Origin of the sequence: Ohtaekwangia kribbensis (assembly GCF_042676245.1) — a bacterium.
Classification (GTDB): domain Bacteria; phylum Bacteroidota; class Bacteroidia; order Cytophagales; family Cyclobacteriaceae; genus Ohtaekwangia; species Ohtaekwangia kribbensis.
This window is the reverse complement of sequence record NZ_JBHTKA010000007.1, coordinates 824,070-838,483: the sequence shown is the minus strand read 5'-3', so window position 1 is coordinate 838,483 and position 14,414 is coordinate 824,070. Positions and strand designations below refer to the sequence as shown.

Genomic DNA, 14,414 nt, shown 5'->3' with positions numbered 1-14,414 from the left:
ACCTATATATGTCAAACTATTTCCAGGGATCATTCTGTTGAATGAGTGGATTCGCATTGATCTCGTCCTGCGGAATCGGGAAGTATTTATTTTTCGCTTGTACCGGTCTGGTTGGGAATACATCATTCACAGCAGTCGGTATCACCGTCAGAAATTTATCCGTGCGTGTAAGATCATACCAGCGGTCGCCTTCTCCGAAGAGTTCCCACGACCGTTCCTGTAACACTGCTTCAATGAATTGATCTTGCGTTAACCCCGATGGCAGATCATCGAGTCCGGCACGATCGCGTACAGCCTGTATAAAATCATAAGCATCGGTGGTTGCTCCGTTAACCCGTGCCTCGGCTTCGGCTGCAATCAGGTATATATCAGCAAGACGAAAAATAGCAATGTTGCACGAAGTGTTACTGCCTACATTATTGGCTTCCTGGTATTTTTTCACAAGCACAGCTTTTTGTGTTATGGGTGTTACACTTTTCTGTGGCACGGTCTTGCCAGTCTTATCAACATAGGTTGTGTCCAGCAGAAGTCTTCGTTCATCCAACGGATCAAAAGAATTAAAGAAAGCCTGGTACGCGAAGAGTGAACCAAATGTAGTTTTACCATAGGCCGGAGCAGCACTTCCGGGAGGGCCGTAGAGTCCCAGCAACTGGTGTGACCGCCCGGGTGTAGTTGTCTCCGCTTCAAACGCCCACATGTTTTCGGCACGTGCTATATCTTCCTTTTCCGGTCTGTATACATCGCGCACATCCTCCATCAAAGTATATTTACCGGACGTGATCACGTCTTTCGCCTTTTGAAGAGCAATGTCCCAATCACCGTTGTATAAGGCAGCCTTGGCATACAACGCAGAGGCTACCTCTTTTGAAGGTCTGCCCTTGGTAACATTCGGATACGAAGGCAATGATGTGGCCAGTGCCTGGTCGAGATCAGCATAGATCTGTTCGTATACTTCGGCCTGCGTTTTCTTTTCAGCGTATGCTTCTTTCTCAGTCGTGCTCGGTTCTGTCTTCACAATCACATCACCAAAATTCTTGGTAAGCATCCAGTGGTAAAACGCGCGGAGGAAGTAAGCTTCTCCCAATATCTGACTTTTGCGTGTCTCATCCATCGTGGTGGCCGGAACTTTCGCAATGATCCAGTTTGCTTTTTCAATGCCATCATAGCTGGATGACCAAACCTGTTGAGGCGATTCAAATGTTCTGCTGAAACTTTTCTGCGTTGTATAGTTTGCATCGTACGAGAACAATGTCAATGTATTTCTGCCCACCACGGCACGCGGATAGGTTTGATCGGCACTGAAATCGGATATGAGTACGGCTGCCGGGCCGCTATACATATCACCAATCGGATCGTAAGCCGCAGTCATGGCGGCTTCAGCATCCTGAGCAGTTTTATAGAAGTTCTCTGTAAAGATCGAAGAGTATACAGTTTCGTTAAGCTCGCAGGAAGTAAGTGTAGCAAGCAGAACGATGATGGGAGTATAAATATTTTTTTTCATGTTCGTTCGATTATGATAGATAGCCCTGCCTAGAAAGTAATCTGAACACCACCCAGAAATGTTTTAGCTGCGGGATATACCAGGTTGTCCACACCGATGGCCGTATTGGATCCTCCAAAGGAGTTTACTTCCGGATCGAAACCGCTATAGTTGGTAACGGTGAACAGGTTGTTGGCACTGATATATATTCTTGCACGGTTGATGCCTTTGATCTCGGGCAATGTATAGCCAAGCGATATATTCTTGCAGCGCAGGTATGAACCATCTTCTACAAAGCGATCGCTGATCGGCAAACGTCCACCGGGGTAACCACCTACATATTCGTTGTTCGGATTATCGGCTGTCCAATGGTCGGCTGTTTCCTTTAACAGGTTGCGCTGTCCCAATGGATTCTCGAATGAATAGCGGCTCAGGTTATAGATATCATTGCCATAACTACCGGAGAGAAAAATGCTGAAGTCAAAATTCTTATAGCGCAGGTTGGACGAGAACCCGAAAATGAAATCAGGATTTGGATTACCTGTTAATACCTGGTCGGCAGCGGTAATGGTACCATCGCCACTGAAGTCTTTTACTTTCGGACCACCGGTGCGTCCGTCTGATCCTGGCAGAAATGCTTCGCCTGTCTGGTATACGCCATCATACAGGTACGTTTTAAACAATCCCAACGGAGAGCCTACGCGCAGAATGGTGTAGTTGGTAACGAAACGTTCCGTTGTTGTTCCGCCATCGAGGTCGAGTACTTTGTTCCGGTTGAATGTAGCATTGGCCGATACGTTCCATTGCACGGCAGCGTCCAGTACGCGGGCATTCACGGCCAGTTCCAATCCTTTATTTTCAAGCTCTGCATAGTTACCGGTAATACTGCTATACCCGGACGACAATGGCAGGGATTTTACATAGAGCAGGTCTTTGGTATTCTTCTTATAAACATCGGCTGTGAAATTCAGTCGGTTCTCCAGCACACTTATATCAAGACCAATGTTAAGCTGTGTTGATTTCTCCCACCGCAGATCGGGGTTGGCAATACGATCCGGATTTATACCGGTAGTATATACGTGATCAAATTGATAATCGCTACCAGATGAAGAAACTGTCGCCAGTGATTGGTACGCGCTGAGTGCTCCTGAGTTACCTGTTAATCCATAGCTACCGCGGAGTTTCAGATCACTGAACACGCTCACCTTCTGCATGAAGCTCTCTTCAATGATGCGCCATCCGGCTGCTACGGCCGGGAAGAAACCATATTTATGATTCGCACCGAATTTACTTGAACCATCAACCCGTGCTGTGAAGTCTACGAAGTACTTGTCTTTAAAACCATAATTCACACGTCCCATATAAGAGTCCAGACGTTCGGAAGAGCGGCTGCTGCTAACGGTACGGTTAGCCGCCAATTGCAACGCTTCGTTTTTGGTAGCATCATTCGGGAAACCATTGGCGTTGATGCGGTTCATGTTATACAGGTTGCTTTGTGTAGCAAATACACCTGTGAATTTCAATGAATGCTGTTCTGAGAATGTCTTCGAGTATGTTAGTATACTTTCATGCAGCAATACCGTATTATTCGAATTCATTTTGGACGCTGTACCTGAATTGGCATTCAAGTCATTTTTAGAAATGATATAGAGTGGCGAGTAATAATCGTTCAGGTTACTTTGCAAGTCAACGTTAAAGGAAGCGCGATACGTCAGTCCTTCCAGTAGCTTGGCTTCACCGTATAGATTTACCAGGGTGCGTTTCACGGCTGTGCGATTCAATATTTCTGCAAGTCCCAACGGGTTGGTTACTTCGCGGTAACGTCCATCGCGCTGCTCTCCGAACGGATATATCGTTCCGTCTGCACGATACGGTTGCAGGGTTGGTGGTGCTCCTATAGCTGCACCGACAATGCTGTTAAGAATTGCACCTGCATCTATATCAGTAGAACCTGTAGTGATACCTTTGTTAATGGAGTAACTGCCCAGTATACTGGTTCCGAATTTTATACGATCACTGATGCGGTGATCGAGATTCAATCGCAACGAGTAGCGCGTAAAGTTTGAGTTGATGATAATACCATCCTGGTTGAAGTAATTGGTAGATAGCGCGAGTTGTGTTTTATCATTTCCACCGCTGATCGAAAGCTGGTGATTCTGAATAGGTGCCTTGCGGAAAATGAGGTCCTGGTAATTTACGCCTTGCCCTTCCGCAGCCGGATCAGCATATATAGCACTCTTATATATTTCGTTTTCAAGCTGTGCAAACTCGGATGCACTCAGCACATCAATTGTCTTCGTTACTTCCTGCACTCCGTAGTAACCATCGTACATAACACGCGTAGATCCGCTTTGACCGCGCTTGGTGGTAATGAGCACAACACCATTCGCACCACGCGATCCATATATAGCCGTGGCCGATGCATCTTTCAATACTTCTACCGATTCAATATCGCTCGGATTTATAGTCGACAGCGGACTCACTTCGTTAACGCCTCCGCTGTTGGAGATCTGTATACCATCCACTATATATAGCGGTTCGGATGTTCCGTTGATCGAATTTGTACCGCGTACGCGTACGCTGATGTTACCACCGGGAGCGGATGAATTTTGTGTAATCTGTACTCCGGCCATCCGCGCCTGCAAGCCTTGTGCTACGTTTGTTACCGGAGTCTGAATTATATCTTCGGCTTTTACAGAAGCAATGGCCCCCGTTGTTTCCACTTTGCGTTGGGTACCGTATCCGACAACCACAACTTCACTCAGGGTTTGTACATCAGGCGTGAGATTAACATCAATTGAAGTCCTTCCTCCGACTACAATCTCTTCAGTGTTATACCCTATGAAGGAGATGACGAGTATATCTGTAGCCGTTACGTTGTCTAATGCATACTGACCGTCTGAATCAGTAACACTTCCTTTTGAAGTACCTTTTACAAGCACGTTCACACCAGGCAGCGGATCGCCTGTCTCTGACATTATCTTTCCTTTTACGGCAAAGGTTTGTGCGCATAGATCTGACCAGCTCAACAGCATGGTCATCGTTACCATGAAGTAAGTGGACCGGGTAAACAATTTTTTCATAGGCATTTGATTTGGTGTCGGAAAAATACCAGTTGCACCCTTCCGCGCAATATCAAACGATTGAAATATGGAAACAGGAAGTACCGGGAACGCTTTCGCAACCGGTCACGATATTTTTTGAGTACGGGATGACTGACTTTGCAACGGTTTGCAAGTATGTTTCGAGATGACTATTTTTTCAGAAATATTCAGTTCCGGCGATGATCAAATGTGTTAAATGCAGCGAAGTTGACGCCATTGCGAAGGCGGGAATTATACGCGGAAAGCAGCGCTATTACTGCGCCCGGTGTGATTATTATTTTACACTTCCCGCTGCAGAGATCTCTATTGCTACCAATTCTTCCCGGAAACATCAACCTACGATTGTAGATATAGCGCGCGAGCTTCAGATCTCAAAATCAACTGTATCGCGTGCCCTTCATGGACACGCTGACATTAATGAGGAAACACGCAAGGCCGTACTTGATGTAGCCAAGAAACTCGACTATCAACCGAACCTGCTTGCGTACGGACTTGCCAAAAGTAAAAGTCTCACGATTGGTATCATCGTGCCGGAGTTCATCAACAGTTTTTTTCCGTATGTAATTATTGGCGCACAAGAGATAGCAAACCCTGCTGGCTACCATGTGCTGATCTGCCAGTCAAACGAATCGTATCAAACGGAGATCGACAATACCAATGTGCTCATGTCGAGCCGGGTGGATGGTATATTGGCATCTCTCACGGGAAAGACTCCGAACGTTGATCACTTCAAGAAATTTGAACGTGCCGGCATTCCTATAGTATATTTCAATCGCGTTACTACGGATGTCTGTGCATCCAAAGTTATTGTGGACGATTATGATGGTGCTTATCAGGGCGTAACGCACCTGATTCAAAACGGCTGTAAACGCATTGCCCATATAGCAGGACCACAGAATTTACAGATTTGCCGCGACAGGCTGCAAGGGTATAAAGACGCACTACTGCATCATGATATGGAGTTGAATGAATCGCTCATTATATACCATGATCTGAATCCGGAAAGTGCGTTGCATTGTGCGCAGCATCTGCTGGATGTACCGGATCGTCCGGATGGATTGTTTGCCCTGAATGATCCGGCTGCGATTGCTACGATGCAGGTAGCGAAAGAAAAAGGCATTCGTATACCGGACGAGCTCGCGGTTGTAGGTTTCAGCAATGAACCCACCTCTGCACTGGTTGAACCTGGCCTCACGACCCTGGCTCAACCGATGGCAGAAATTGGCAAAACCGCTGTTAATCTTTTATTCAAACAAATGAACGATACTTCGGATTGTTTTATACCCGAGACTAAAATTCTGAAGACAACGCTGATCGTTCGCAAGTCATCGCTCAAGCGACAGTTCTGATATATATACTTATTTTTTTACTATTGGACTTTGGAAAACGTAAACTTCCAATTACCGGATACAGAGGACTGTCTCCCACCTGCTGATTCATCTTCGTAAGTAAATTCCATCACCAGGGTCGTTCCCGTTACACTATACTGTATGCTTACATCATCTTCGCGAATGAGGTATGCTGTAGGATCGCGTTCGTCAAATGAAAAGCGTCCCCCGAATTCAGATACCCATGGACTGTAGTCGGGATTACCTGTTATGGCATAGTGTACACTGGTAGCCGTGTTGACCGTGATAGCGAGTGTAAATGCATCGTAATCGTCTTGCTGAACTTCGTCAAGGGTTACCGTTGTGGCCCTCCAGGAGCCTTTCAGCTTTTCGATTTGTTGTTCTGTGATGGATGCTTCTGGTTCATCATCGCTGCTGCACCCGGTATAAATCAGCATGCCGGACAGCAGAATCATAAGTATATATCTTGATTTCATAGAATTGTTTTTCAAGTAAGTCTGCCCGGCTTTACACCAGACAGACTCCCATTAACCTAAACCTACCGGAATTGGTAAGTATCTTATAAATAGTGTATTGAGTCAATTGTATATTAATTACCGAGATATCCCGCGAAAGAATATTCCGGTTTCTCCTGACTATAAAAGCCGCTGATGAGTTCGAATCCTCCGGCTATATATTCCAACTTGAAGGTATCATCTTCAAAGTGCTGCAGGATAACGCGAAGATCGAAAGCAATTACCTGGGCATTGTTGTTCCCGCCAATGGCTGTGAACTTTACGTGTCCTGTCTCATCAATCGTATACGAGTATACGAACTGCGCAAGAAACCGGCTTGTTACGCCATCGCGGGTCTGCGCGATGATCACATCGTAATACATCAGTTTATTAATCGCATCAAAGCTGAAGGCCATATCGTGTAACGTAAGTTGATACGGACCGATCAACATGCCTTCCGCAGCTTCGTTATAAGCCTGCACAAAAGCATCCGACTGTCCGGGCAACCTGTTTTCTTCCGGGTTTTCCGGCAGATATACTTTCTTATAGCGTTGTCCTATTACGCTGTGCAGCGGCACGGATGGATGAAAAAGGAATGGCTCAGTATCGTTGAAAAGTTCTGTTGGTGCTGCAAGTTGTGCTACATATACTTGCTCATCGTCATTCCAATAAAGTTCACGGAATGTATTTCCATTAACGGATGCGGGAGTCTTCAATACAATGCCCTGCAGCGAAAATGTGAACGGTGCTATAAATGTCTCGATCTTCGTTCCGTCTGTTGACAGGTACTGCACAGCAAATAACTTATGGGCCACATCAATTGCTACCGGCACCACTATATTTCCGGGCAACTGGAGTTTCAACCCGGCATTGTCTGCTATATAGCCGTTGGTACTTTGCAGAATATGGAGTATATCATCGCCGAGAATAGCCGTTGTTTCGTCTTCCGTTGCTTTAACCAGATATAGCTCCGTCTTGTGCTTCAATCCTTTCATGATAACGCTATCACCTGCTGACCGCACAAACGTGAATTCAAAATCCGAAAGCAATCCTTCGCCCGTGGTGCCTCCGTTCACATTACCATCCGGATCAGCCGGCATGTGTATATAGGAATATGTATCAAACGTCAGTGTAGGCTTCTGCAGGGCTTTCAATACCCATGTACCAGCCATGCTATTGCCGGCAGTTGTGGTATTGAAATCGGATATCATGTTTACATTACCATCTTCCTGGAAGTCCAGGTAATAAAAGTATCCGGCACCGGCTTCGGTATACAGAGAAGCTTTCCAGCCGTAAGGCGCACTGTTGATCAACGCACTGTACTCATTCAACGCCTGCTCTACACGCTCATCAGGAGACTCATTGAAGATTGTTTCATAGCCATTATCACAGGCAGCTGTAAGCAGTGTAATTGCAGTTGCCAGCAGTATATTGAGTGATCGTTTTGTCATTTTCATACACGTTGTGATCGTTGTTATTAATTACCCAGTATACCGTACGTATACCCTTCGTTCGGAGTGCTCGCAGGATAGAAGCCTACCAGGTTGCTGCCCGGACATGAGGTCCGCTCCCACTCGATCTTGTAAGTATACCCTGCAAAGAAATCCAGGACATTATAGACACCGTAGTCTTCCGCCAGCATCCGTCCGTTCTCATCATTTCCTACGTAGGCAAAACCAAATACATCGTTCTCTCCATGGTATACTTCAAAGTAATAGTTTGCTACATAGTATATGCGTTCACCGGGGCCGTTGGTATGGTAATGCAACTGCAACGTCATTTGATTTTCAGCGGAGTAGAACAACCGGAAGTATGTGTCCAATCCATATCCTTTCCGTGCCAGTAAATTGAAGTCTGTAAAGAACGCTGTAGCAAATCCGGAAGGATAACTATAGAAGTTAAAATCAAAACGTATAGCGGTAGAGTCTTTATCGTATCCCCATATATCAAAAAGCGGTGTTGGTTCCTCCACAGGATCACCCGGTGCAATGGCATTGATCGACTCCTGCACTTTGGTTTGCAAGGCATAAAAATCAATTTTATACTTTTCCTGGAAATACTCCACTACATATTGTTCTTTGCGTTTCAGCAATGCGCGCGAGGTTGCATTAGTTTCGCAGGCAAGAATTCGTTCATACCCTTCTTTACCTTCTACCAACATGGTGGCAATCATCTCTACAAAGTCTTCGTCTGTACTGGCCATGGCATAGCTGGTGATGAAGCCACGTGCCCGCGCTTCAGCGAGTGATACCGAGCTCCAGTTCGCTGTATAATTACCGGCTGTTACTTCTTTAAACTCGGGTTGATAGGCTATATTTTGGTTGAGTATATGTCCGAACTCGTGCTGCACGGTGTGGATCAACTGCTTGATATTACCGTTGTCGGCCGGGTTGAAATCATTTACAACAAACAATACAACCTTGCGGCCGCCTTCGGCTGTACCAATCGTCATCGATCCATCATAATTATAGTTGGCACTGCCCACCAGCACAAACTGTTTAGGACAATACTCTTTGATGAAGTTGGACTCGGCAACCTGGTTGTAGGTTTCGATCCACACTTTCTTCACCACATCCATTACACCTTGCACCTTGTTCACGGCAGGAGGCGTCAGGTTTTTATAGGGATCAAGTTCAGAATTGTCCCAGCGATACTTTACCTGTATATTATAGGGCACGGTAAAATTACTGCGCAGCCAATTGTCCAATTCGGTAGGTTGGCGTTCGTTATCGTTGGTAACATAGTCTGGATTTTTCCCATCGATATCGTTGTACGGATCGTTACAAGCTGAACCGGTAAGCACCAGCAGTATAAAGAGTGTAAGTATATTTTTATAGGCCATAATTCTTTTGGGATTTTAAGACTACTTATCGTGGATTAGGTTCAAGTCCACCCAGCGAGATGGCTTCTGCCGGTAACTGCAATACTCTCCGCGGATCGCCTGCAGTAAGCTGTATACTTTCGCCATCGCGAATGCGATGTGTCACGGTTAAATCGTGACGAAGTATATCAAACCAGCGCAATCCTTCGTGAATGAACTCTGCCCTGCGCAGATCCAGCACAGCCAGCAGCGTTGCTTTCTGATTTATACTCTCCTTATAAAAATTATAAATCTTGTTGGCGTTGAGGTTATGATACTGCGGCACATAGTCGGTAATACGCTTGCTCACGAGTATATTCATATCATCCAGTGCAGCCTGCAGGTTATTTTGCATAGTATAGGCTTCGGCCCGGTTCAGCAATACTTCCTCTGCGGTAAAGAGCGGAACGATGGTATAGGTGAAACCGGTGTTTGCATTCGTTCCTGTACGCACAAAGTGATCTTTAAACTTGGGCACAAAGTATACCTGTGTGGACGAGCTATAGTATACCCAATAAGCATAATTCCCTTGCATGGGGTTGTTATCCAATATAGCGGCCTTGGTATTTACACCAGTGGTATATTTCAGTGTATTATAGGAGAAAGCCCAATCGGACAATGTCTCGCAGAGCAACAGGTTTGTCTTTTCTGATGATCGTGTATAGGCTGTGATCAGCTCATTCATGGCGTATGTCCGGTACGTTGTATTCCACGGACGCAGGTTCGAAGCAAAGTCACCATTCGGAAAAACCTGGCTGGCGTGTTCAATTACTTTAGCGTAATCTTTTTTGAACAAATAGAATCGCGAAGCAAATGCATGTGTAGCAGCGCGGGTAAAGTGATAGCGCGGTACACCGTTGGCATCTGCATCGTCCGTTACATAGCTCTCATCATCAATGAGCGGTAAACCTTCGGTGAGGTCTTTCTCAACCATGTTATATACATACTCCACGGTGTGTCGTTCATACTTTTTCAAGGACTCTGTTTCCGGTTCGGTTACATATGGTATACCGGGATAGAACGCAGCCGTACCAGGCTCGTATGTTTTTGAAAACAGCGTTACCAGCATAAAGTGTGCATAGGCACGTGCTACCAGCGCCTCGCCTTTCTGTGCGTTGTATTCCGGTAAATCACCGGCCTGTGCAATGGCACGCAGCGCATGGTTGGCTGCGGCAATGGCAGTATAGCAGGAGCTCCAGTAATTCTCCGGTGTATCCTGAGCAGTAGCGTTCACGTTGCGCCAGAAGTATGGATCTGTGTTACGGGCATCCTGCGATTGCGTGGGGTTATCCTCTACGTTATCCGACATTGCTTCGCAGAAGGGTATATAATTTCCTTCCGGATATGCGGTAACAAGAAGCTCGGCAATCTTTTCTTTCGAATCAAGTATCGTACGGTTGTCCGGTACTTTGGACAGAAAATCTTCACATCCGCTTACCGCGATGCCAACCACCATCAAACTGTATATATATTTCTTCATAGCTATATTCATTCGGTTAGAGGTTGATCTTTATAGTTGCCGTGATCTGCTTCGGCACCGGCATGGCTACACCACCTGATGAATAGAATTCAGGATCCTGTCCGTAGAGTCGCTTGTCTGCGTAGAGCAAAAGCAGATTGGTTCCGGTCAATGTAAGTGATGCATTGTTCAGTCCGGTATTGGCAAATAATTTCGAAGGAAGTGTATACGTAAGGGATATGGTACGCATGCGAACAAAGCCACCGTCTACAACGCGTGCTGTTGAATAGTTATAGCTATTATACGGATATATAGCCCCGAGTCTGCTAAGTGAAGTATAGTCCAGTATAGATGGAACGCTGGTATGCTGTTCATCTCCCGGTAATACCCAGCGATCAAGGAACTCACGCGGCATGGCATCGAGATCTGAGTAACGTGTTTTGAAAGCAGGATTCAAACGAATCTTGTTACCGGCCTGATAGGTAAGAAATATATTTAACGACAGATTTTTATACCGGAATATATTGGACAGACCACCTGTTACCGTTGGATCAACAGAGCCTTCATATTGCAGATGCTGTATATTGGAGCTTTGCAGAAAAACATCCGAACTCAGGTTGCCATCATGATTAATGAACAACGGCATCCCCGACTCCGGATCGAGTCCTTCATATTTTACAGAGAATAATCCGCGTACCGGGTATCCTTCCATCGCACCACCTTCGGGGAATACAAGGTTGAAAATACGCGGCTCATTTCGCAGGTTAGTGATCTCACTCTTGTTATAGCTGAATACATAATTTGTGTTCCACCCCCAGTCAGTGCGATTAAAAATAGTGGCACCAATCGTAAGATCAACACCGCGTGATTTCATATCGGCATAGTTGATCGCTTTGTAGGGCTCGCCACCTATACCGGATGTCTTGATGATGCTGATAAGATCAAATTGATTGCGTTTATAAAAGTCAGCCGTGATCACAAACCTGTTGAAGAGTCCTGTATTGAAACCAACGTTCAGTTCATATTGCTTCTCCCAGGTGAGATCTGAGTTCTCGAGACTTTCTATACCAATGAGTGATTCACCTTCATTGAGATAGGGTCTGCGTGTAGTAGCACTGCGAAATACAACGGAGGCGTTATTTGCATTTCCAGTATTTGCTGTTAAACCATAACCAGCTTTCACCGTGAGGAAATCTATACTCTGCATGCCTTCCATGAAGCGCTCGGTATCTACGTTCCATGCAGCACTCACATTCCAGGTAGGCAACCACCGCGCTGTACGCGATTCGCCCAAACGATTTGAGCCATCCATACGCACCGTTGCATTGAGTACATATTTACTATTATAAGAATACGTAGCGCCTCCATAGAAACTCGCGTATCGTTCAAAGCCATTGCCCATGCCGAAGTAATTGAAGTTACCTTCGAGCTGCTGCTTAAGAATGAGATAGTCGGTATAGGGAACACCACCTCTGCTATATTGATAGCCATACCCATTGCTATAGGAAGTCTGACGATCCACTTGTCGTATCTCCTGTCCTACCACGAGGTTGGCACTATGTATACTGTTGAAGGTATGATTCCAGGTGAGTTGATTCTTGAAGTAGTAACTCGCCATTTTATCATCGGTACGATTATAGAAACCTCCTTGCGGCAACACCACTACCGGATCTACATTCGGATAATCGGGATTGACATACAGAAATTTATTTCCGAGGCGAATAAGTTGTGATCCATCGGCACGATACGCTTCCGCCATATTAGAACCTTCTTCTACTTTATGTTCTGTAACTGTTGTTACCGAACGGGCTGAACCTATAAAATCATACTTCAATTCTTTCAACACCTGGTAACTGAATTCACCCTGTAGTTTAAAGTCAAGCTGATTAAGATCGATATAGTTCTTCTGTACTTCATTCAAAATATTGAACGGTGCGTAGTTGCGTGTAAAGTATTCGAGATTTCCGTTCTCATCATAAGCTGTTAACACGCGACTTGTATTCAAAGCATAGCTGAACGGATTTATATCGAAGTCGCGATCATAGCCACCGGATACAACGTTGGTCTGTCGTGATACAGTTCCGGGTGCGCGCTGATCGCGTACAGAACCGGTAGCTATAATTCCCAAGCTCATTTTGTCCGATATCTTAAAATTACCACGAGCATTCGCAGTATAGCGTTTTACATTGTCAGCAACCGACCATCCATTATCATTATAGTAACTGGTGGAGAAATATAGCTGCGAAGCTTCCGAACCTGCGGATACACCAAGCGAATGTTCCTGTACGAACGAGTTATCAAAAAGTATATCGAACCAGTCTGTGTTTGCCTGGGCATACCGTTGTAGGAAGGCACGTCTGGCAGCATCTTCGTTTGGGACATCAAATTCGTCTGAGCCGTTGTTATACGAATCGTTGATGACGTTATACATCTTGGTATATACACCACCGTTCGGAAGATTAGCAACGTCTGCATGGTTCAGTAATCCCTTACGTTCCATTTCCGCATATACCGACATCTGATCGACCGAGTTAAGAATGTTATAGTCATTGTAGGTTGGACGCAAGTATGTTGAAAAATTACCGCTATAGGTTATCTGCGGTTTACCCACACGGCCTTTCTTCGTGGTGATCACAATCACACCATCTTTTGCACGCGCACCATACAACGCGGTGGCAGATGCATCTTTCAGAATAGTGATGTTCGCTATATCATCGGCATTGAGTCCTGCTACTGAAGAACCAATCAGTGTACTCGGATCACCTGTCGTTAACTGCTCTGCCGATACATTTACTACATCTTCCAATACAACACCATCGATCACCCACAGTGGTTTGTTATCACCGGTAATCGAAGTAGCACCGCGAACGCGAATCTTGGGCGCTGCACCAAATGTACCCGATACGTTTTGCACCGATACACCAGCCGCGCGTCCCTGCAACATACGGCTCAGATCAACAGTACCTTCTGTCTTGATATCCTGTGCCGAGAGACTTACTACAGAACCGGTAAACAATCTTTCATCTACCACTTGATAGCCGGTTGATACGACTGAAACTTCTTTCAGTGTTGTGATGTCTTCATTCAACGCTACGTCTACTGTATTTTGATTACCCACCACTATATCTACCGGGGCATAGCCTATAAACGAGAATGTAAGCGTAGCGCCTTTCTCGATTTCTATACTATATTCACCGTTGGCGTTGGTAATGGTTCCGCGAGGTGTACCCTTCACCGTTACATTTACACCGGGCAAAGGTTGCTTGTCTGTAGCAGAGGTAACCCTTCCCCTGATTACGATTGGCTCCGGTGCATTCTTCGGAGCAATCACAATCAGGTTGCCCTCCATAATTTTATAGGTAAGGTTGGTTGATGCGAGTAACTTCACAAGTATGCTTTGAAGCGATTCATTGCGTGCTGAGACAGAAACTTTTTTGTTCAGGTCTGCAAACGAATCGTTGAAGAAGAACGAGTAATCACACTCCTTCTCAATGGCGCGAAATGCTTCGCGCAGTGTTACATCTTTCAGCTCGATGCTCAGATCCTGCGAATGGACATTGGAGGCGATTGCTACACCAACAGGAATCAATATAAAAAGCCAGATTTTCATAACCACCGTTATTTTATTCAATACCGACCGGACACAGACTTGGCCGTATCTATTTTTT

8 protein-coding genes are annotated in these 14,414 nt (G+C 45.5%); 1 reads left to right on the top strand and 7 read right to left on the bottom strand.

What is annotated here, in order from left to right:
- Positions 1-16: 16 nt before the first annotated feature.
- Both ACFQ21_RS18670 and ACFQ21_RS18665 read right to left on the bottom strand, forming a co-directional pair.
- Entirely contained in the window at positions 17-1,501 is a 1,485-nt protein-coding gene (locus ACFQ21_RS18670; RefSeq protein ID WP_377580997.1) for a RagB/SusD family nutrient uptake outer membrane protein, read from the bottom strand.
- Between the two features lie 29 nt (positions 1,502-1,530).
- Positions 1,531-4,563, bottom strand: coding sequence for a SusC/RagA family TonB-linked outer membrane protein (locus ACFQ21_RS18665; protein ID WP_377580995.1), 3,033 nt, complete (start codon positions 4,561-4,563; stop codon positions 1,531-1,533).
- A gap of 200 nt (positions 4,564-4,763) precedes the next feature.
- On the opposite strand from ACFQ21_RS18665, the gene ACFQ21_RS18660 reads away from it, so the two are divergent.
- A complete protein-coding gene (locus ACFQ21_RS18660; protein ID WP_377580993.1) occupies positions 4,764-5,933 on the top strand; it encodes a LacI family DNA-binding transcriptional regulator in 1,170 nt (389 codons plus the stop codon).
- A gap of 20 nt (positions 5,934-5,953) precedes the next feature.
- Here the strand turns inward: ACFQ21_RS18660 and ACFQ21_RS18655 are convergent, their stop codons facing one another.
- The 5 genes from ACFQ21_RS18655 to ACFQ21_RS18635 all read right to left on the bottom strand — a co-directional run bounded on the left by ACFQ21_RS18655 (position 5,954) and on the right by ACFQ21_RS18635 (position 14,356).
- A complete protein-coding gene (locus ACFQ21_RS18655; RefSeq protein WP_377580991.1) occupies positions 5,954-6,409 on the bottom strand; it encodes a hypothetical protein in 456 nt (151 codons plus the stop codon).
- A gap of 113 nt (positions 6,410-6,522) precedes the next feature.
- A complete protein-coding gene (locus tag ACFQ21_RS18650) occupies positions 6,523-7,884 on the bottom strand; it encodes a DUF4302 domain-containing protein (protein WP_377580989.1) in 1,362 nt (453 codons plus the stop codon).
- 20 nt (positions 7,885-7,904) lie between these two features.
- Positions 7,905-9,269 (bottom strand): zinc-binding metallopeptidase, encoded by a 1,365-nt coding sequence (locus tag ACFQ21_RS18645; RefSeq protein ID WP_377580987.1) that lies wholly within the window; start codon positions 9,267-9,269, stop codon positions 7,905-7,907.
- A 25-nt stretch (positions 9,270-9,294) separates the two neighbouring features.
- Positions 9,295-10,767 carry a RagB/SusD family nutrient uptake outer membrane protein gene (locus ACFQ21_RS18640; protein WP_377580985.1) on the bottom strand — a complete coding sequence of 491 codons (1,473 nt, stop codon included), beginning with the start codon at positions 10,765-10,767 and terminating at the stop codon, positions 9,295-9,297.
- A gap of 16 nt (positions 10,768-10,783) precedes the next feature.
- Positions 10,784-14,356: a SusC/RagA family TonB-linked outer membrane protein gene (locus ACFQ21_RS18635; RefSeq protein ID WP_377580983.1), complete on the bottom strand. Its 3,573-nt coding sequence runs from the start codon at positions 14,354-14,356 to the stop codon at positions 10,784-10,786.
- Positions 14,357-14,414 lie beyond the last annotated feature (58 nt).

Bases quoted from the DNA above. Each gene is read 5' to 3' on its own strand.
- ACFQ21_RS18670 (WP_377580997.1), bottom strand. From the start codon at position 1,501: ATGAAAAAAAATATTTATACTCCCATCATCGTTCTGCTTGCTACACTT.
- ACFQ21_RS18665 (WP_377580995.1), bottom strand. From the start codon at position 4,563: ATGAAAAAATTGTTTACCCGGTCCACTTACTTCATGGTAACGATGACC.
- ACFQ21_RS18660 (WP_377580993.1), top strand. From the start codon at position 4,764: ATGATCAAATGTGTTAAATGCAGCGAAGTTGACGCCATTGCGAAGGCG.
- ACFQ21_RS18655 (WP_377580991.1), bottom strand. From the start codon at position 6,409: ATGAAATCAAGATATATACTTATGATTCTGCTGTCCGGCATGCTGATT.
- ACFQ21_RS18650 (WP_377580989.1), bottom strand. From the start codon at position 7,884: ATGAAAATGACAAAACGATCACTCAATATACTGCTGGCAACTGCAATT.
- ACFQ21_RS18645 (WP_377580987.1), bottom strand. From the start codon at position 9,269: ATGGCCTATAAAAATATACTTACACTCTTTATACTGCTGGTGCTTACC.
- ACFQ21_RS18640 (WP_377580985.1), bottom strand. From the start codon at position 10,767: ATGAAGAAATATATATACAGTTTGATGGTGGTTGGCATCGCGGTAAGC.
- ACFQ21_RS18635 (WP_377580983.1), bottom strand. From the start codon at position 14,356: ATGAAAATCTGGCTTTTTATATTGATTCCTGTTGGTGTAGCAATCGCC.